The sequence below is a fragment of the Mycobacterium palustre genome (genome assembly GCF_002101785.1).
Classification (GTDB): domain Bacteria; phylum Actinomycetota; class Actinomycetes; order Mycobacteriales; family Mycobacteriaceae; genus Mycobacterium; species Mycobacterium palustre.
Genome location: NZ_LQPJ01000099.1, coordinates 27,323 through 45,567 on the forward strand (window position 1 = coordinate 27,323; position 18,245 = coordinate 45,567).

General features: G+C 70.1%; 15 protein-coding genes. 6 read left to right on the forward strand and 9 right to left on the reverse strand.

Features of this window, described 5'->3' with window-relative positions; genetic code table 11:
- Window positions 1-5: 5 nt before the first annotated feature.
- The 4 genes from AWC19_RS12440 to AWC19_RS12455 all read left to right on the forward strand — a co-directional run bounded on the left by AWC19_RS12440 (window position 6) and on the right by AWC19_RS12455 (window position 4,692).
- On the forward strand, window positions 6-2,054 hold the full coding sequence (locus AWC19_RS12440; protein ID WP_085078430.1) for an acetyl/propionyl/methylcrotonyl-CoA carboxylase subunit alpha: 2,049 nt from the start codon (window positions 6-8) through the stop codon (window positions 2,052-2,054).
- On the forward strand, window positions 2,051-3,217 hold the full coding sequence (locus tag AWC19_RS12445) for an acyl-CoA dehydrogenase family protein (RefSeq protein WP_085078375.1): 1,167 nt from the start codon (window positions 2,051-2,053) through the stop codon (window positions 3,215-3,217). The genes AWC19_RS12440 and AWC19_RS12445 overlap by 4 nt, the downstream gene beginning before the upstream one ends.
- A complete protein-coding gene (locus AWC19_RS12450; RefSeq protein ID WP_085078376.1) occupies window positions 3,217-4,014 on the forward strand; it encodes an enoyl-CoA hydratase family protein in 798 nt (265 codons plus the stop codon). The genes AWC19_RS12445 and AWC19_RS12450 overlap by 1 nt, the downstream gene beginning before the upstream one ends.
- Window positions 4,015-4,089: 75 nt before the next feature.
- Window positions 4,090-4,692, forward strand: coding sequence for a DUF1707 SHOCT-like domain-containing protein (locus AWC19_RS12455; protein WP_085078431.1), 603 nt, complete (start codon window positions 4,090-4,092; stop codon window positions 4,690-4,692).
- A 35-nt stretch (window positions 4,693-4,727) separates the two neighbouring features.
- Here the strand turns inward: AWC19_RS12455 and AWC19_RS12460 are convergent, their stop codons facing one another.
- From AWC19_RS12460 to AWC19_RS12490, 7 genes are all read right to left on the reverse strand, one after another.
- On the reverse strand, window positions 4,728-5,576 hold the full coding sequence (locus AWC19_RS12460) for an aldo/keto reductase (protein WP_085078377.1): 849 nt from the start codon (window positions 5,574-5,576) through the stop codon (window positions 4,728-4,730).
- A gap of 61 nt (window positions 5,577-5,637) precedes the next feature.
- On the reverse strand, window positions 5,638-7,623 hold the full coding sequence (locus tag AWC19_RS12465; RefSeq protein WP_085078378.1) for a vWA domain-containing protein: 1,986 nt from the start codon (window positions 7,621-7,623) through the stop codon (window positions 5,638-5,640).
- On the reverse strand, window positions 7,616-9,010 hold the full coding sequence (locus tag AWC19_RS12470) for a sigma 54-interacting transcriptional regulator (protein WP_085078379.1): 1,395 nt from the start codon (window positions 9,008-9,010) through the stop codon (window positions 7,616-7,618). The genes AWC19_RS12465 and AWC19_RS12470 overlap by 8 nt, the downstream gene beginning before the upstream one ends.
- Window positions 9,011-9,051: 41 nt before the next feature.
- Entirely contained in the window at window positions 9,052-10,635 is a 1,584-nt protein-coding gene (gene purH, locus AWC19_RS12475; protein WP_085078380.1) for a bifunctional phosphoribosylaminoimidazolecarboxamide formyltransferase/IMP cyclohydrolase, read from the reverse strand.
- A 7-nt stretch (window positions 10,636-10,642) separates the two neighbouring features.
- The gene (gene purN / locus AWC19_RS12480; protein ID WP_085078381.1) at window positions 10,643-11,272 is read right to left on the reverse strand and encodes a phosphoribosylglycinamide formyltransferase; all 630 of its coding nucleotides are present in this window, start codon (window positions 11,270-11,272) and stop codon (window positions 10,643-10,645) included.
- An 89-nt stretch (window positions 11,273-11,361) separates the two neighbouring features.
- On the reverse strand, window positions 11,362-12,675 hold the full coding sequence (locus tag AWC19_RS12485) for a cell division protein PerM (protein ID WP_085078382.1): 1,314 nt from the start codon (window positions 12,673-12,675) through the stop codon (window positions 11,362-11,364).
- 39 nt (window positions 12,676-12,714) lie between these two features.
- The gene (locus tag AWC19_RS12490) at window positions 12,715-13,641 is read right to left on the reverse strand and encodes a DUF5336 domain-containing protein (protein WP_085078383.1); all 927 of its coding nucleotides are present in this window, start codon (window positions 13,639-13,641) and stop codon (window positions 12,715-12,717) included.
- 262 nt (window positions 13,642-13,903) lie between these two features.
- Between AWC19_RS12490 and AWC19_RS12495 the strand changes: the two genes are divergently transcribed.
- Window positions 13,904-14,752: an LLM class F420-dependent oxidoreductase gene (locus AWC19_RS12495; protein ID WP_085078384.1), complete on the forward strand. Its 849-nt coding sequence runs from the start codon at window positions 13,904-13,906 to the stop codon at window positions 14,750-14,752.
- Window positions 14,753-14,781: 29 nt separating this feature from the next.
- On the opposite strand, the gene sucD is transcribed toward AWC19_RS12495, so the two are convergent.
- On the reverse strand, window positions 14,782-15,684 hold the full coding sequence (gene sucD, locus AWC19_RS12500) for a succinate--CoA ligase subunit alpha (RefSeq protein WP_085078385.1): 903 nt from the start codon (window positions 15,682-15,684) through the stop codon (window positions 14,782-14,784).
- 18 nt (window positions 15,685-15,702) lie between these two features.
- Window positions 15,703-16,866, reverse strand: a complete 1,164-nt coding sequence (gene sucC, locus AWC19_RS12505; protein WP_085078386.1) for an ADP-forming succinate--CoA ligase subunit beta — start codon at window positions 16,864-16,866, stop codon at window positions 15,703-15,705.
- A 319-nt stretch (window positions 16,867-17,185) separates the two neighbouring features.
- Here sucC and AWC19_RS12510 point away from each other — a divergent pair, with 319 nt between their 5' ends.
- The gene (locus tag AWC19_RS12510; RefSeq protein ID WP_085078387.1) at window positions 17,186-18,244 is read left to right on the forward strand and encodes a M23 family metallopeptidase; all 1,059 of its coding nucleotides are present in this window, start codon (window positions 17,186-17,188) and stop codon (window positions 18,242-18,244) included.
- Window position 18,245 lies beyond the last annotated feature (1 nt).

The window sequence follows — 18,245 nt, forward strand, 5'->3', positions numbered from 1 at the left end:
GCGACATGGGAATCACCCGAGTGCTGGTCGCCAACCGCGGCGAGATCGCCCGGCGGGTGTTCGCGACCTGCCGGCGGCTTGGCCTTTCCACCGTCGCCGTCTACACCGACCCCGATGCCGCCGCGCCGCACGTCGCCGAGGCCGACGCCCGGGTCCGGCTCCCCAACACCGACGACTACCTCAACGCGGAGGCGATCATCGCGGCCGCCCGCGCCGCCGACGCCGACGCGGTGCACCCCGGATACGGGTTCCTCTCGGAGAACGCCGATTTCGCGGCGGCCGTGCAGGCCGCGGGCCTGACATGGGTCGGGCCGCCCGTGGACGCGGTGCGCGCGATGGGTTCCAAGATCGAATCCAAGAAGCTGATGGCCGCCGCCGGGGTGCCGGTGCTCGACGAGCTCGACCCCGACACCGTCACCGAGGCGCAGCTGCCGGTGCTGGTGAAGGCGTCCGCGGGCGGCGGCGGCCGCGGGATGCGGGTGGTGCGCGAATTAGCCGCCCTGCCAGGCGAAGTCGAGGCGGCGCGCCGGGAGGCTCAGTCGGCGTTCGGCGACCCGACCGTGTTTTGTGAGCGCTACCTGCCCACCGGACACCACATCGAGGTCCAGGTCATGGCCGACGGCCACGGCACGGTGTGGGCCGTCGGCGAACGGGAGTGCTCGATCCAGCGCCGGCACCAGAAGATCATCGAGGAGGCGCCGTCGCCGCTGGTCGAGCGCACACCGGGCATGCGCGCCAGGCTGTTCGACGCCGCCCGGCTGGCGGCCGGCGCGATCGGCTACACCGGGGCGGGCACGGTGGAGTTCCTGGCCGACCCAAATTCCCAAGAAGGCGAGTTCTACTTCCTGGAAATGAACACCCGCCTGCAGGTCGAGCACCCGGTCACCGAGGAGACGACCGGCCTCGACCTCGTCGAGCTGCAGCTCGCGGTCGCCGACGGCGAGCGGCTGGCCCCCGAACCGCCTGCCTCCCAAGGGCATTCGATCGAGGCCCGCCTCTACGCCGAGGACCCCGCGCATGGCTGGCAGCCGCAGGCCGGGCTGGTGCACGCGATCGACGTGCCGGGAGTGCGCGCCGAGTTCGGCACGCTGGGCCACCGCACCGGCATCCGGCTGGACTCCGGAATCGTCGACGGCTCGGTGGTGTCGATCCATTACGACCCGATGCTGGCCAAGGTCGTCTCCTACGCCCCGACGCGCCGCCGGGCCGCGCTGGTGCTGGCCGACGCGCTGACCCGCGCGCGCCTGCACGGCCTGCGCACCAACCGCGAGCTGCTGGTGAACGTGCTGCGCCACCGGGCGTTCCTCGACGGCGCCACCGACACCGCGTTTTTCGACACCCACGGCTTGGCCGAGCTGTCGGCGCCGCTGGCCGACGCCGCCACCGTCCGGCTGTCGGCCGTCGCCGCCGCGCTCGCCGACGCCGCGCACAACCGCGCCCATGCCGCGGTGCTGGGCTCGATCCCCAGCGGCTGGCGCAACCTGCCGTCGGGCTACCAGGTCAAAACCTTCCGCGACGACGGGGGAACCGAGCACCGCGTCGAATATCGGTTCGGCAGAACCGGTTTGGAACTTGCCGGTGACGCGACGGTGCGGCTCGTCGCGTCCGCGCCGGACCAGGTGGTGCTGGCCGATGCCGGCGTCGACCGCGGCTTCACCGTGCACCGCTACGGCCCCGACGTCTACGTCGATTCCGCGCGCGGACCGGTCCACCTGATCGCCCTGCCCCGCTTCCCAGAGCCGGGATCGACCCTCGAAAAGGGCTCCCTGGTGGCGCCCATGCCCGGCAACGTCATCCGCCTCGGCGCCGCCGTCGGCGACACCGTCACCGCCGGGCAGCCGCTGATCTGGCTCGAGGCGATGAAGATGGAACACACCATCGCCGCGCCGGTCGACGGCGTGCTCGCCGAGCTCCACGTCGATACCGGTCAGCAAGTCGAGGTGGGCACCGTCCTCGCAGTGATCGCAAGCGCGGCGCAGCCGGGCGCGGCGGATCACGACCAGCCAAACCTCGCACGCGTGGAAGCGCCGCAAGCAGAAGGAGATTCGCCGTGACCGACACCAGCTTCATCGAGAACGAGGAACGCCGGGCCCTGCGCAAGGCGGTGGCCGAGTGGGCGTCCAACTACGGCAGCGAGTACTACCTGAAGAAGGCCCGCGCCCACGAGCACACCACCGAACTGTGGGCGGAGGCGGGCAAACTCGGCTTCCTCGGCGTCAACCTGCCCGAGGAGTACGGCGGCGGCGGCGCCGGCATTTACGAACTGTCGCTGGTGATGGAGGAAATGGCGGCCGCCGGCAGCGCGCTGCTGCTGATGGTGGTCTCCCCCGCCATCAACGGCACCATCATCAGCAAGTTCGGCACCGAAGAACAAAAGAAGCGCTGGATCCCGGCCATCGCCGACGGCTCGCTCACGATGGCGTTCGCCATCACCGAGCCGGACGCCGGATCCAACTCGCACAAGATCATCACGACCGCCCGCCGCGACGGGGGCGACTGGATCCTCAAGGGCCAGAAGGTTTTCATCTCGGGCGTCGACCAGGCGCAGGCGGTGCTGGTGGTGGCCCGGACCGAGGAGGCGAAGACGGGCAAGCTCCGGCCGGCGCTGTTCGTCGTGCCCACGGACGCGCCCGGATTCGCCTACACGCCGATCGAAATGGAGCTTATCAGCCCGGAGCGTCAGTTCCAGGTGTTCCTCGACGACGTCCGGCTGCCCAGCGACGCGCTGGTGGGCGCCGAGGACGCCGCCATCGCCCAGCTTTTCGCCGGCTTGAACCCCGAGCGGATCATGGGCGCGGCGAGCTCGGTGGGCATGGGGCGGTTCGCGCTGGAAAAGGCCGTCGACTACGTCAAGACCCGCCAGGTGTGGGGCACGCCCATCGGCGCCCACCAGGGGCTGTCACATCCGTTGGCGCAGTGCCACATCGAGGTCCAGCTGGCCAAGCTGATGATGCAGAAGGCGGCGACGCTCTACGACAGCGGCGACGACATGGGCGCCGCCGAGGCCGCCAACATGGCCAAGTACGCCGCCGCCGAGGCGGCCACCCGTTCGGTGGACCAGGCCGTGCAGTCCATGGGCGGCAACGGGTTGACCAAGGAGTACGGCGTCGCCGCGATGCTGGCCTCGGCCCGGCTGGGCCGGATCGCCCCGATCAGCCGCGAGATGGTCCTGAACTTCGTCGCGCAGACGTCGCTGGGCCTGCCCCGAAGCTACTGATGGACAGCCTCGTCGAATACGCCGGCCCGGCCGACGCCGGTGGGCCGTTCGCGCGGCTGACGCTGAACTCGCCGCACAATCGCAACGCGCTTTCGACCGCGCTCGTCGAGCAGCTGCACCAGGGGCTGCGGGACGCCGCCGCCGATCCCGGCGTGCGGGCGGTGGTGCTGGGCCACACCGGCGGCACGTTCTGCGCCGGGGCGGACCTCGGCGAGGCCAGCGGGGGCGACCCTCTTTCGCTGGCGGAGGCCCGGGCCCGGGAACTGACGGCGCTGCTGCGCGCCATCGTCTCCGCCCCGCTGCCGGTGATCGCCGCCGTCGACGGGCACGTCCGGGCCGGCGGCTTCGGCCTGGTCGGCGCCTGCGACATCGCCGTCGCCGGCCCGCGCAGCACCTTCGCGCTGACCGAAGCCCGCATCGGCGTGGCCCCGGCGATCATCTCGCTGACGCTGCTGCCGAAACTGGCGCCGCGCGCGGCGGCCCGCTACTACCTCACCGGCGAGACCTTCGACGCGGCGACGGCCGCGGACATCGGCCTGGTGACGATGGCGGTCGACGACGTCGAGGCCGCGGTGCGGCAGCTGGTCGCCGACGTGAGCCGCGGTTCGCCGCAGGGCCTTGCGGCGTCGAAGGCGCTGACGACGGCCGCCGTGCTGGCGGGCTTCGACCGGGACGCCGAGCGGCTCACCGAGGAGTCGGCGCGGCTGTTCGTATCCGACGAGGCCCGCGAAGGCATGCTGGCATTCCTGCAAAAGCGCCCGCCCAGTTGGGCGCCCGCTGAGGGGGCCGCCGATTAAGCCGGCGCCGGACGGAAGGTTGCAGTTTAGCCAACCCTCTTGCAGCGAAACCTGGACGTCGTACGCTCATGGATGATGAGCAACCCAGCACAGCGCGATGCGAAGGACACGCGCGACCAAACGTCGCGCGCGGCCGACACCGATCGCATCCAGCTGGCGCAGTTGCTGGCGTACGCGGCCGAGCAGGGCCGGCTGCAGCTCAAGGACTACGAAGACCGCCTGACCAAGGCGTACGCGGCCACCACGTATGAGGAGCTGGACGAGCTCCGGGCCGACCTGCCGGGCACCGCGTTGAGCCCGCGCAGGGGCGGCAAACCCAATCCGGCGCCGTCGATGTTGTTGCTCGCGCTGATGAGCGGGTTCGAGCGCCGCGGCCGGTGGAACGTCCCCAAGAAGCTGACCACCTTCACGTTCTGGGGCAGCGGGGTGGTGGACCTGCGCTACGCCGACTTCACCTCGACCGAGGTCGAGATCCACGCGATCTCGATCATGGGCGCCCAGAGCATCCTGCTGCCGCCCGAAGTCAACGTTGAGATCCGCGGCCGCGGCGTGATGGGCGGCTTCGACCACGAAGTCCTGGGCCAGGGCACACCCGGCGCGCCGAAGGTGAAGATTCGCGGCTTTTCGCTATGGGGCGGCGTGGGCATCCGGCGCAAGGCCCGCAGGCATCGCCCCTAGCGGCACCTCTCAGCGCAGAAGCGTTGTGCCCACGGTCATTTGGGCACGTAGTCGAATTCGTCCGGGTGGGGGCCCGTCCTGCCCGATTCGCCCTTGTCCAGCGCCGAGATGGCGTCCATGTCGGGATCGTCCAGCTCGAAGTCGAACAGCTCGAAGTTGGCTTTGATCCGTTCCGGCGTAACGGATTTCGGGAACACGATGTCGCCCCGCTGGATGTGCCAGCGCAGCACCACCTGTGCGGGTGATTTGCCACGCGCGTCGGCGATGCGGGTGATCACCGGGTCGTCGAGCACCTTGCCCTGGGCGATCGGCGACCACGCCTCGGTGGCGATGCCGTGGTCGCGTCCGTAGGCGCGGACCTGCTCGTTGCCGAAGTAGGGGTGGACCTCGATCTGGTTGACCGAGGGGACGGTGTCGGTGTCGCCGGCGAGCCGATCGAGGTGTGCCGGTTGGAAGTTCGAGACGCCGATGCTGCGCGCGCGCCCGTCCTTGGCGAACTCCTCGAGCACCTTCCACGTCGACACGAAGTCCCCGCCATACAGGGTGGGCAGCGGCCAGTGGATGAGGAACAGGTCGACGTAGTCCGAACCGAGGGCCTCCAGTGTCTTGTCGAACGCGCGGCGCGCGTCGTCGGGCTTGTGAAATCCGTTGTTGAGCTTGCTGGTGATGAACACGTCGGCGCGGTCGAGGCCGGCGTCACGCACCCCTTGCCCGACTTCCTTTTCGTTGCCGTACATTTCGGCGGTGTCGATATGGCGGTAGCCGATGTCGAGGGCGCGCTTGACCGCCTCGGCGGTCTCGTCGGGCTTGATCTGAAACACGCCGAAGCCAAGCTGCGGAATGCGCACACCGTCGTTGAGTTCGATCGTTGGAACGCTGGTCATGGGGTCTCCTCCTTCGTCGTCCGTCTGCCCGGTCGAAAGAAAGTCATGCGTGGTGACGCGCTCAGCGACGGCGTCGCGACCGCAGGTAGTCGCCCACCACCGCGGCCCCCAGGCCGTCCAGATCGGGCACCACCACGCGGCCCTCGACGCGCCGCGCGACCTGGTCGATGAACCGCGCCAGGCCCGGGTCGCTGCCGAGCCGGAAGATCGTCACCTGCGCGCCGAGGCGCGCCATGTCGTCGAACCCGCGCACGGTGTGGGCGATGGTCCGCGGGTGCGGCGGGTAATCGAAAAACACCGCCGAGCCCTCGCCGTCGAAGTCCTCGAGGTGCGCGGTCGGCTCGCCGTCGGTCACCACCAGCACGACGGGCTGCGCGTTGGGATGGCGCCGCAGGTGACGCCCCGCCAGCGCCAGCGCGTGATGCAGGTTGGTGCCCTGCTCGTAGACACCCTCCAGACCGGTGAGCTCCGCGGCCGTCACCGTGCGGGCGTAACGGCCGAACGCGATGATCTGCAACGCATCCGAGCGAAATCGCGTGCACACCAGGTGGTTGAGCGCCAGGGCCGTCTGCTTCATCGGCAGCCACCGGTTCTCCATCACCATCGAAAACGAGGTGTCCACCAACAGCGCGACCGCGGCCTGCGTGCGGGTCTCCGTCTCGGACACCTCGACGTCGTCGACGGTGATCCGCAGGGGCCATTCGGCGGTGGCGGTTCCCGCCTGGCGCAGCACCGCGTTGGTCAGCGTGCGGGAGATGTTCCACGGCTCGGTGTCACCGAACTGCCAGGGCCGCGTCGCACCGGTCAGCTCGCCGGCCGCCCCCGCCCGGCGGTGGTCCCGCTCGCCGCGGCGGCCCGAAAGCTGTTGCGCCACATCGCGCAACGCCGTCTCGCCGAGCCGCCGCATGGCCTTCGGGGACAGCCGCCACTGGCCGTCGGAGCCGCGATCCAAAAACCCTTGATTGACCAGCGCGCGTTCCAGCTCGGCCAGCGTGCGCGCGTCGACGGCCGCGTCGTCGCCGAGCTGGCGGGCCAGCGCGTCGAGGTCGACGTCGTCCATCGTGGCGCCCGGATAGCTCTGGGACAGCTGCTCGGCGAGCTGCTCGAGCTCGGCGATGTCCGACAGCGCCTGCGTGCCCTCGCCCATGCCGAACGGGTTGTCGCCGGAGAACTGCTCGGAGCCCGTCCAGTCCTCACCCGGCCGGGCGGCCTGCAGGTGCGCGTCGAGCCGGTTCAACGCCTGCATCAGCGCGGGGGAGCCAAACGCCTGCTGCGCCAACGCATCCAGCTCGGCGCGCTGCTCGGGGCTCAGGCTGTTGCGGAAGCGCTGCGCGGCGGCGGCGCGCTTGGCCAGCGAGTCCAGCAGTTCCTCGACGTTGCGGGGGTTCTCCGGGAAGAACTCCCCGTGCTTGTCCATGAAGTCGTCGAAGTCCTGCTGGGTGTCCTCGCCGCGGGCGTGCTTGTCCAGCAGCCCGTTGAGGTCGTCCAGCATCTCGTTGACGCGCTGGCGATCCTCGTCGGTGGCCCCCTCCAGCGCCTGCTTCATGCCCGCGAAGCGCTGGTCGAGCATCTCGCGGCCCAGCAAATCCCTGATCTGCTCGTACTTTTCGCGCGCCTCGGCGCTGCGCCAGTTGTAGTCGGAGAGCTCCTGCACGGCCTTGGCCGGCGACGCCGGCAGCGCGTCCAGTTGCAGCTCGCCGAAGCGGGCGTCGTCGTCCAGGGCGCGCGCCAGCTCCTTGCGTTCGGCCAGCACCGCCTCGTCGAGCAGTTTCTTGATCTCCTGCAGGGTGCCGTCTAAATTGTTGCGCCGCAACAGGTCCCGCCGGCGGCGATTCGCCTCGGCCGCGAGCTGGTCGGCCCCGCGCATGTTCTGGGTGCCGCGGCGCAGCAACTCGGAGAGCGCGCGGCGCGGCGAGGTGCCGGCCATGACGTCCTGGCCGATCTGTTCGAGCGCCTCGCGCAGGTCCACCGGCGGCGCCAGCGGGTCGGGCCCGCCGGTGTACGCCGAGTATCGCGACGAATGGCCTTTCGAAAAAGGTTTAGCCATAGACCGTCTGGCCCTCCCCGGAAACCTTGTCGATGCGCTTGGCCAGATACAGCGCCTCGAGCGCCAGTTCCAGCGCCGCGGCGCGTTCGCCCTCGGACTCGGCGTGGAGTTTGGCCGCGATGCGGTCGACGACGGGCAGGCCGGGAACCGCGGCCAGCACGTCCTTGGCCGACACCCGCTCGCCCGTCGTCACCGCGGCACCGCCCTCGACCGCGGACACCAGCGCGCCGACGTCGACGCCGCCCAGTACCCGGGCCGCGGTGTCGGCGGTCGCCCGGCGCAGCAGGTGCTCGAGCACCGCCTGCTCGCGGCCCTCCTCGCCGGACTCGAATTCCAGCTTGCCGCGCAGCACGTCGATCACGGTGCCCAGGTCGACCACCCGGGCCACCGGGTCGGTCTCCCCCAGCACCGCGCCGCGATGGCGGGCGGCGGCGGCCACGGTCTCGGCCGCGGCGATCGCGAACCGCGCCGACACCCCGGAGCGCTGGTCGACCGAGTTGGACTCCCGCAGGTAGCGGGCGAACCGCGCGATCACCTGCAAGAGGTAGTCGGGCACCTGGGCGCTCAGGTGCGCCTCCTGCGCGATCACGCCTACCTCTGCCTGAAGCTCCAGCGGGTAGTGCGTGCGGATCTCGGCGCCGAACCGGTCCTTGAGCGGGGTGATGATGCGGCCCCGGTTGGTGTAGTCCTCGGGGTTGGCGCTGGCCACCACGAGCACGTCCAGCGGCAGGCGCAGCGTGTACCCGCGGACCTGGATGTCGCGCTCCTCCATGACGTTGAGCATCGACACCTGGATGCGCTCGGCCAGGTCGGGCAGCTCGTTGACCGCGACGATGCCGCGGTGCGCGCGCGGGATCAGCCCGTAGGCGATGGTTTCGGGGTCGCCGAGGCTGCGGCCCTCGGCCACCTTGATCGGGTCGATGTCACCGACCAGGTCGGCGACGCTGGTGTCGGGCGTGGCCAGCTTCTCGGTGTAGCGCTCGCTGCGGTGCTTCCACGCCACGGGCAGGTCGTCGCCGAGCGTGGCGGCCCGCCGGATCGACTCCGGGGTGATCGGGGTGTACGGGTGCTCGCCGAGCTCGGCGCCGTCGATGACCGGCGTCCACTCGTCCAGCAGCCCGACCAGCGCCCGCAGCAGCCGGGTCTTGCCCTGGCCGCGTTCGCCCAGCAGCACGAAGTCGTGACCGGCGATCAGCGCGCGCTCGAGTTGCGGCAAGACGGTGTCGTCGAAGCCCAAAATGCCCGGCCAGATCGCTTCGCGTTCCGCGCCGTCGGCCAGGCGGGTCAGGAGGTTTTCACGGATTTCCTGCTTGACGCCCCGTTCGCGGTGCCCGGCGGCACGCAGTTCGCCGAGGGTGCGGGGCAGATTGGTCGATGATGGCACCACTCCACGCTACGCGCTGCCCGCACGGCCCACCCGCCGAACGTTCAGTGCGCGAAGTGGCGGGCTCCGGTGAGGTACACCGTGACGCCGGCCTTGGCCGCCGCCGCGGTCACCTCGTCGTCGCGTACCGATCCGCCCGGATGCACGACGGCCTTCACCCCGGCGGCCGTCAGCGTCTCGAGCCCGTCGGGGAACGGGAAGAACGCGTCGGAGGCCGCGACCGCGCCCTTGACCCGGTCGCCGCCCCTCTCGACGGCCAGCCGGGCGGCGTCCACCCGGTTGACCTGCCCCATGCCTACGCCGATGGTGGCGCCGTCCGCGGCGATCACGATCGCGTTCGACTTGACCGCGCGGCAGGCGCGCCACGCAAAGACCAGGTCGGTCAACGTCTTCGGGTCCGCCGGTGATCCGGTGGCCAGCGTCCAGTTGGCCGGGTTGTCGCCGTGCGCGTCGAGCTGGTCGCGTTGCTGCACCAGGAGCCCGCCGCTGACCGGTCGCAGCTCGGTGCCGCCGGCCAGCGGCTCGGAGGCCAGCAGCACCCTGATGTTCTTCTTGCGGGTCAGCGCCTCGACGGCGCCCGGCGCGTAGGCGGGCGCCACGATCACCTCGGTGAAGATGGTGCTCACGTACTCCGCCATCTCGACGCTGACCTCGGTGTTCGCCGCGATCACCCCGCCGTAGGCGCTCAGCGGATCGCATTCGTGCGCCTTGCGGTGCGCGTCGGCGACCGACACCGACGAGATCGCGATCCCACAGGGGTTGGCGTGCTTGATAATCGCCACGCACATCTCTTCGTGGTCGAAGGCGGCCCGCCACGCGGCGTCGGCGTCGGTGAAGTTGTTGTAGGACATCTCTTTTCCGTGCAGCTGCTCGGCCTGCGCCAGGCCGGGCCAGGCGGCGGGGTCGCTGTAGAGGGCCGCCTGCTGATGCGGGTTCTCGCCGTAGCGCAGCATCGTCGTGCGCCGCCAGCTGCCGGCCAGCCACTGCGGAAACGCCGTGGGCGGATGTTCGGGCGCCAGCGTCGACTCCATCCAGGCGGCGACGGCGATGTCGTATTCCGCGGTGTGCCGAAAGGCCAGCGCCGCCAGCCTTTTGCGCTCGGCGAGGGTAAACCCGCCACCGCGGACCGCGGCGAGCACGCCGTCGTAGCCGAGCGGATCGGTGACCACCGCGACGCTGGGATGGTTCTTGGCGGCGGCGCGCACCATCGAGGGGCCGCCGATGTCGATCTGCTCGACGCACTCGTCGATGCTCGCGCCAGAGTCGACGGTTTCGCTGAACGGATACAGGTTGACGACCACCAGCTCGAACGCCGCGATGCCGAGTTTTTCGAGCGCCGCGGCGTGCTCGGGTTTGCGCAGATCGGCCAGCAGCCCCGCATGCACCCGGGGGTGCAGCGTCTTGACGCGGCCGTCGAGCACCTCGGGGAAGCCGGTCAGTTCCTCCACCCGGGTGACCGGGATGCCTTTGTCGGCGATGGTTTTCGCCGTCGATCCGGTCGAGACGATCTCGACGCCCGACTCGGCGAGCCCGCGGGCGAGGTCGACGAGCCCGGTCTTGTCGTAAACGCTGATCAGCGCGCGGCGGATGGGCCGCTTGGTGGCGCCCAGGCCGTCGTCGGTGCTCATGTTGTGCTCATCCCAGGGTTGCCTTTCGTCCGTTCACGGTGACGCCGCGGGTCGCGATCGCGGCCACCACATCCACCAACAGCTGCCGTTCGGTGATTTTGATGCGTTCATGCAGTGTCTCTTCGTCGTCGCCGTCGAGCACCGGGACGGATTGCTGAGCCACGATCGGCCCGGTGTCCGTGCCCGCATCCACCAGGTGCACCGTACAGCCTGTGACCTTCACCCCGTAGGCCAACGCGTCGGCCACCCCGTGCGCGCCCGGGAACGCGGGCAGCAGCGCGGGGTGGGTGTTGAGGATGCGCCCGTAGAATCGTGAAAGAAATTGGGGACCAAGGATTCTCATGAAACCCGCGGATACGATCAGGTCGGGCGCGTGCGCGGCGGCGGCGGCGGTGATCGCCGCGTCCCAGGCGTCGCGGTCGGAATGGTCGCCCACCCGGACGGTGAACGTGGGCAGCGACGCCGCGGCGGCGATCTCGGTGGCCCGGCAGTCACGATCGGCCCCCACGGCCACCACGCGGGCGGGGTAGTCGCCGACGGCGGCGCCGATCAGCGAGGCCAGCAGTGAACCGGTGCCGGACGCCAACACCACCACCCGCGCCGGCGCGCTGGGGGGCACGTGGAGCGGCTCGGACACATCGGCGAGCCTACTGGTCCGCCCCAGGCGCCGAGCCTGCGTCCAGCGCTACTCTGCCGGGCGTGTCGACGCGCTGGACGCAGGCTCGATCACGCGTGCGGCGGCGCCTCGTCATCGGCCGGTTCGTCGGCGGGCTCGTCGGCGGGCTCGTCGCCGGGCTTGTCTTCGGGCTCCTCGAAAAGCACCCCGAAGTCGGCCGGCTCCCCGGCGGCGGGCGCCGGCGCGCGTTTGCGCCGCCTGGGCCTCCCGAGCCCGACGGGCCGGATCCCGCCGGCCATCACGACGGTGGCGCAGCCGACGACCGCGAACCAGAAGAACACGCCGGCCACGAACGTCCCCTGGTCGACGCCGACGTGCCCGAAGTTACCGAGCCGGCCGCTGCCGCCGTAGGCGAGCAACGACATCGCCAGCGCGCCGGCGGCCGCGGCGACCAGCAGTTTGGCCATCGCCGGAAGCAGCGGCAGCGCGCGCCGGGCGCATTGCTGGCCGACCGCCACACCCGACGACGCGCCCACGATGAGCAGCGCGACCCACACCGGCCCCAGCGGCGGCGTCGGCGCCGCGGCCAGAATCGGCAGCGCCGGGATGTCGCCGCCGAACACGGTGAACGAGCTGAACGTCGCGAAGCCCAAATGGGCGCTGGACCCGACGGCGACGGCCGACGTGCCGACGATGACGTTGGGCGCGTAGAGCACCGACAGCATGGTGAGGCTGAACTGGCCGAAGATCGACTCGGTGATGCCGTACAGCTCCTGCATCTTCGCCCAGTGCACGACCAGCGACCCGGCGGTCACCAGCCCCGACAGGCCGAACAAGGCCAGCACGCCGGCCGCGGCCGCGCGCAGGGAATCGCCGAGCCAACCGGGCAGCGGCGAGGCCGCCAACGCGCGTCGTCCCACCCGCGATCCCACGCCGATCGCGGCGCCGACGGCGTGCACCACCAGGACGCTGGCGAACGCCCGCAGGGCGCTGGGCGTCTGCAACTCGGTGATCACCGACGACGCGTCGTGGATGACCGCCAGCGCGATCGCGGCCATCAGCAGCGGCCCGCCCAGCGCCGACGCGATCACCCAGCGCACCACCAGCCACGACGAATGCGGGGAGGTGGCGCGGGCGCTGCTGCGCGCGGTGCCCCAGACCATGAAAATGACTGGCAGCAGCGGCATTGCGCCGAGTTCGCGGCCACCGATCGAGACCGGCACCTGGTGCACCGCGAGCCACATGCTGGCGATGGCGCCCAACGCCCCGGTCATGTCGCTGTTGGCGATCAACAGCTGCAGCAGCGTGACCGCGGCGACGATACCCAGGGCCACCACGGCCGGACCGAACGCCACCCGGACGAGGTCACGCGCCTGGCGAGCGCCCGCTGCCCGGTTGTCTGCGCTCTCCGACACCCTTTTCACGCTTGGCGCACGTGCCCGGTTACGCGCGAGAGCGCATCGTTACGAAGGAGCCGGCCCAGACGGTGACTGCTGCTGCTGCTCCTGGCCGTGCTGGTTCCCGGTCTGGCCCGAGTGGTCGACGGGGCCCGAACCGCCCTGCGACTCGCCACCGGCCGACGGCGGCGGGCCGAAGCTGGGGAACCCGGTGGGCGGAGTCGACGGTCCGTGCTGCTGCGCCGCCGGCTGGGGCCCCGACTGCGGCCCCGGCTGCTGGGCACCGAATCCCGCGGTAGAGGTGGGGATGGCGGCCTGGGTCGGGGCCTGGCTCTGGCTCGACGGGTAGCCGCCGTACTGCGCCCCATAGCCCGAGGACTGCGGGGTCTGCGACTGGTGTCCGCCGTGTTGCTGGGCGCCCGGCTGACCGTAGTAAGGCTGCTGCCCGTATTGGCCGTACTGCCCGTACTGGCCGTAGCCCGCGTAGGGGTCGTACTTGGGGCGCGGTGCCGGGGCGGTGATGACGCCGGCGTCGAGCAGCAGGGCGTAGATGGCCGCGATCGACTGGAAGACGCTGCAGCCCACCAACGGCCACATCGCCCAGCCGACGGAGAACCCGGCGGGCGTGTTGACGACTTCGGTGATGGCCAGCAAGGTGCCCAGCACCGCGATGACCGCGACGATGCCGACGTAGCTCCTGGCCTTCGGCAGCAAGCCCAATCCGGCGAGCAGCGCGGCCAGCACGGCCACGATGACGGCGGTGCCGGCGTCGCCGGCGCGCCCGCCACCCGGGCCGAGGTCGGCGCTGATGGTGAAGGTGGGCCCGAAGTTCAGCAGGTATACGGCGAGGCCCAGCGCCAGCACGGCGATGTTGAGGATCAGCGGAAGCTTGCTTTCGCCGTCGTCGGTCTTGGCGAACGACGGGGTGGCACCGGCATAGGAGCCGCCGGGTTGCGCGGGTTGATATCCGGGACTGCCGGGCGAGTAGGTCATTACTCCTCCTGTTGCTTCCTGTGCCTCGAAGGGCCTTGGGGCGCCCCATCGTGCTGCGACGCTGTGCTTTCAGGCGCGCCGCGGTCGAAACACCCCCGGGGATCTTGCGTGCGACGCGATCGACCAACCACGCTAGCGCACGTTGCGGTGGCAGTGGGGCTGCGACCGGCCCACGGGCGCGACCAGCGCCGATCGGGGTGACGGATCGCCATCCGGGGAGCGCGCTTGCCCGGCCGAGGTAGAACACGTTCTAATTCTGTGCATGGATTACGGCCTCGTGCTTTTCACCAGCGACCGCGGCATCTCCCCGGCGGCAGCCGCCAAGCTTGCCGACGACCACGGCTTCCAGACGTTCTACGTGCCCGAACACACCCACATCCCGGTCAAGCGTGAGGCGGCCCATCCCACGACCGGCGACGCGTCGCTGCCGGACGACCGCTACATGCGCACGCTGGACCCCTGGGTGAGCCTGGGCGCGGCCTGCGCGGTGACCTCGCGGGTGCGGTTGTCCACCGCGGTGGCACTGCCCGTCGAGCACGACCCGATCACCCTGGCCAAAAGCATCGCGACCCTCGATCACCTGTCCGGGGGCCGGGTCAGCCTCGGCGTCGGATTCGGCTGGAACACCGACGAACTCGCCGACCACGGCGTGCCGCCGGCGCGGCGCCGCACCATGCTGCGCGAGTACATCGAGGCGATGCGCGCCCTGTGGACGCAGGAAGAAGCCGCCTACGACGGCGAGTTCGTCAAGTTCGGGCCGAGCTGGGCGTGGCCCAAGCCGGTGCAGTCTCAGATTCCGGTGCTGGTGGGCGCTGCCGGCAACGAGAAGAACTTCAAGTGGATCGCCCGCAGCGCCGACGGCTGGATCACCACCCCACGCGACTTCGACATCGACGAGCCGGTGAGGTTGCTGCAGGACACCTGGGCGGCGGCGGGCCGCGACGGCGCGCCCCAGATCGTCGCCCTCGACTTCAAGCCGGTGCCCGAGAAGCTGGCGCGCTGGGCCGAGCTGGGGGTCACCGAGGTGCTGTTCGGCCTGCCGGACCGCTCCGACGACGAGGTCGCCGCATACGTGGAGCGGCTGGCCGGAAAGCTGGCCGCCGCGGTCTAGGACGCCGCCTAACCCCCGAGCTGAACGGGTTACAGGCTGGTAAGGATCTTGCGCGCCAGCGCCGCCGTCTCCGAGGGCGTCTTGCCGACCTTCACGCCGGCCGCCTCCAGGGCCTCCTTCTTGGCGGCCGCGGTGCCCGACGAGCCGGACACGATCGCGCCGGCGTGGCCCATGGTCTTGCCCTCGGGCGCGGTGAACCCCGCGACGTAGCCGACGACCGGCTTGGACACGTGCGCCTTGATGTAGTCGGCCGCGCGCTCCTCGGCGTCCCCGCCGATTTCGCCGATCATCACGATGACCTTGGTGTCGGGGTCCTTCTCGAAGGCCTCGATGGCGTCGATGTGGGTGGTCCCGATCACCGGGTCGCCGCCGATGCCGATCGACGTCGAGAAGCCGAAGTCGCGCAGCTCGTACATCATCTGGTAGGTCAGCGTGCCAGACTTCGAGACCAGCCCGACCGGTCCCGGGCCGGTGATGTTGGCGGGCGTGATGCCCACCAGCGCCTGGCCGGGGGTGATGATGCCGGGACAGTTCGGCCCGATGATGCGCGTCTTACCGCCCTTGTCCAAGTTGTAGGCCCACGCGAATGCGGTGTCCTGCACCGGGATTCCCTCGGTGATCACCACGAGCAGCGGGATCTCGGCGTCGACGGCCTCGATGATGGCGTCCTTGGCGAACTTCGGCGGGACGAAGATGATCGACACGTCGGCGCCGGTCTTTTCCATCGCCTCGGCGACGCCGCCGAACACCGGCAGCTTCACGATCCGGCCGCCCTTGTCCTCGTGCGTGACGGTGGTGCCCGCCTTACGCGCGTTGACCCCGCCCACGATCTGCGTGCCGGCCTTGAGCATGCGCGCGGTGTGGACGGTGGCCTCGCTGCCGGTGATGCCCTGGACGATGACCTTGTTTTCGGAGGTCAGGAATATTGCCATGAGTCATTGGTCCTTTCTTCAGGCGCTCGCCAGCTCGGCGGCCTTGTCGGCGGCCTCGTCCATCGTCGGAACCAGCGTCACCAGCGGGTGGTTGGCCTCGGTCAGGATGCGGCGACCCTCCTCGACGTTGTTGCCGTCGAGCCGCACCACCAGCGGCTTGTTGGCCTCGTCGCCGAGAATTTCCAGCGCCTTGACGATCCCGGTCGCGACCGCGTCGCAGGCGGTGATGCCGCCGAAGACGTTGACGAACACGGCCTTGACCTGCTCGTCGCCCAGGACCACGTCCAGGCCGGCGGCCATCACCTCGGCGGAGGCACCGCCACCGATGTCGAGGAAGTTGGCCGGCTTGACGCCGCCGTGCTTCTCGCCGGCGTAGGCGACGACGTCGAGCGTCGACATCACCAGCCCCGCGCCGTTGCCGATGATGCCCACCTGGCCATCGAGCTTGACGTAGTTGAGGTGGTTCTCCTTGGCCTTGAGCTCGAGCGGGTCGGTGGCGTCGCGGTCCTCGAATTCGGCGTGGTCGGGGTGGCGGAAGTCGGCGTTGGCGTCGAGCGTGATCTTGCCGTCCAGCGCCAGGATCCGGTCGTCGGGGGTGCGCACCAGCGGGTTGACCTCCACCAGCGTCGCGTCCTCGGCGACGAAAAGCTCCCACAGCTTGGAGATGGTCACAGCCGCGGCGTCGAGCACCTCGGCCGGCAGGTGGCCCTGCTCGGCGATCGACCGGGCGGTCGCCTCGTCGACGCCCTTGACGGCGTCCACCGCGACCTTGGCCAGCCGATCGGGCTTGGTGGCTGCAACTTCCTCGATCTCCATGCCGCCCTCGACCGAGCACATCGCCAGGTAGGTGCGGTTGGCGCGGTCCAGCAGGAAGGAGATGTAGTACTCCTCGGCGATGTCGCTGGCCTCGGCCACCAGCAGCTTCTTGACGATGTGGCCCTTGATGTCCAGCCCGAGAATGTTCTTGGCGTGTTCGTAGGCGTCCGCGGGCGTCGCCGCGTACTTGACGCCGCCGGCCTTGCCGCGGCCCCCCACTTTGACCTGCGCCTTCACCATCACAGGGCGACCGATCTCCTCGGCGATCGCCCGCGCGCCCTCGGCGGTGTCGGTCACCCGGCCCGGCGTACTCGGTACGTTGTGTTTGGCGAACAATTCTTTGGCTTGATACTCGAAAAGGTCCATGGACTCACTGTCTTCGGTCGACGTACTGCTTGGCCTATACGTAGCGGTGCCGCGGCCGGCAACTCGCACGGTGGCACTGTATCGACCCGCCCAACGGCTGCTACCGGCGCGTCCACCGATGTGGCAGAGCTCACGGCATACCGGCGAACCTGAAACGTGATGCGAATCACAATATTGGTCGGGGTTTGGACCCGAGGTTGCCAGTCCCGTCGGTTAGCGGATACCTTCCTTAGGTCCAGATAACGTTATGGTCACGATACGAGGACATTTCAGCTTGTCCCAGCACGGTTTCGCTCGATCTGCTGCCGAAACAGGCGTGATGAGAGTTGGTCGCGCGGCCGGCGCCCGGCGGACGGAGCCGCACCCCAACGAGGTCACCGAGATCTTGCCGCTTGATGGGTTCGACTTCGCCGACCTCGACCTTGCCGACGACTTCGGCGACCTCAAGGACCTGGACTTCAGCAACGACTCGACCTTCGACAACGAGGTCCAGGTCTTGCTCGCACCCGAGCTCGACGACCTGCACGAAGTGGACGACCTGCGCCCGCGCGTGCTGGCCGCCCCGACCGCCGTGGCAATCCCGGCGAGGTTCTCGTTCGACGCGCCGGCCGTCGACGCCGATCGCCGCAACCACTCCGACATCACCGACGTCATCCCGGTGGTCCGCCGCGGGGGCCAGCACCGGAAGCAACCGACCAGCGCGGCCAAGGGACGGCTGCTGATCTCGGCGATGGCCGCCGGCGCCGCCGCCGCGGCGGCCCACACCGCGACCAGCCACGCCGACACCCCGAAGACCGAGGCCGTGCTGACGGCCAACGCCTCCGCGCTCACCGGCGGGTCCGGCATCAGCACCACCCGGGGCGCCCAGGTGATCGCGGTGCAGCCCGCCGCCAACGCCGCGATCCACAACGAGGAGCTCGCCAAGGGCGTGGCCTTCGCAAACGATCGCGCCCAGCGTGAGGCGCGGCTGCAACAGCCGCTGTACGTGATGCCGACGCACGGCATCTTCACCTCCAACTTCGGCTACCGCTGGGGTGTGCTGCACGCCGGCATCGACCTCGCCAACTCGATAGGGACCCCGATCTACGCCGTGTCCGACGGTGTGGTCATCGAGGCGGGCCCCGCCGCCGGCTACGGCGCGCTGGTCAAGCTGCGCCACGCCGACGGCACCGTCACGCTCTACGGCCACGTCAACACCACGCTGGTCAGCGCCGGCCAGCGGGTGATGGCCGGCGACCAGATCGCCACCATGGGCAACCGGGGCAATTCGACGGGCCCCCACCTGCACTTCGAGGTGTTGCAGGGCGGCACCGAAAGAATCGACCCCGTCCCATGGTTGGCTAAGCGAGGACTTAACGTCGGCAACTACGCTGGCTGAG

Excerpts from the sequence above, each read along its gene's own strand:
- AWC19_RS12440 (WP_085078430.1), top strand. The coding sequence starts at position 6 with ATGGGAATCACCCGAGTGCTGGTCGCCAACCGCGGCGAGATCGCCCGG.
- AWC19_RS12450 (WP_085078376.1), top strand. The coding sequence starts at position 3,217 with ATGGACAGCCTCGTCGAATACGCCGGCCCGGCCGACGCCGGTGGGCCG.
- AWC19_RS12455 (WP_085078431.1), top strand. The coding sequence starts at position 4,090 with ATGAGCAACCCAGCACAGCGCGATGCGAAGGACACGCGCGACCAAACG.
- AWC19_RS12460 (WP_085078377.1), bottom strand. The coding sequence starts at position 5,576 with ATGACCAGCGTTCCAACGATCGAACTCAACGACGGTGTGCGCATTCCG.
- AWC19_RS12465 (WP_085078378.1), bottom strand. The coding sequence starts at position 7,623 with ATGGCTAAACCTTTTTCGAAAGGCCATTCGTCGCGATACTCGGCGTAC.
- purH (WP_085078380.1), bottom strand. The coding sequence starts at position 10,635 with ATGAGCACCGACGACGGCCTGGGCGCCACCAAGCGGCCCATCCGCCGC.
- AWC19_RS12490 (WP_085078383.1), bottom strand. The coding sequence starts at position 13,641 with ATGACCTACTCGCCCGGCAGTCCCGGATATCAACCCGCGCAACCCGGC.
- AWC19_RS12495 (WP_085078384.1), top strand. The coding sequence starts at position 13,904 with ATGGATTACGGCCTCGTGCTTTTCACCAGCGACCGCGGCATCTCCCCG.
- sucD (WP_085078385.1), bottom strand. The coding sequence starts at position 15,684 with ATGGCAATATTCCTGACCTCCGAAAACAAGGTCATCGTCCAGGGCATC.
- sucC (WP_085078386.1), bottom strand. The coding sequence starts at position 16,866 with ATGGACCTTTTCGAGTATCAAGCCAAAGAATTGTTCGCCAAACACAAC.
- AWC19_RS12510 (WP_085078387.1), top strand. The coding sequence starts at position 17,186 with ATGAGAGTTGGTCGCGCGGCCGGCGCCCGGCGGACGGAGCCGCACCCC.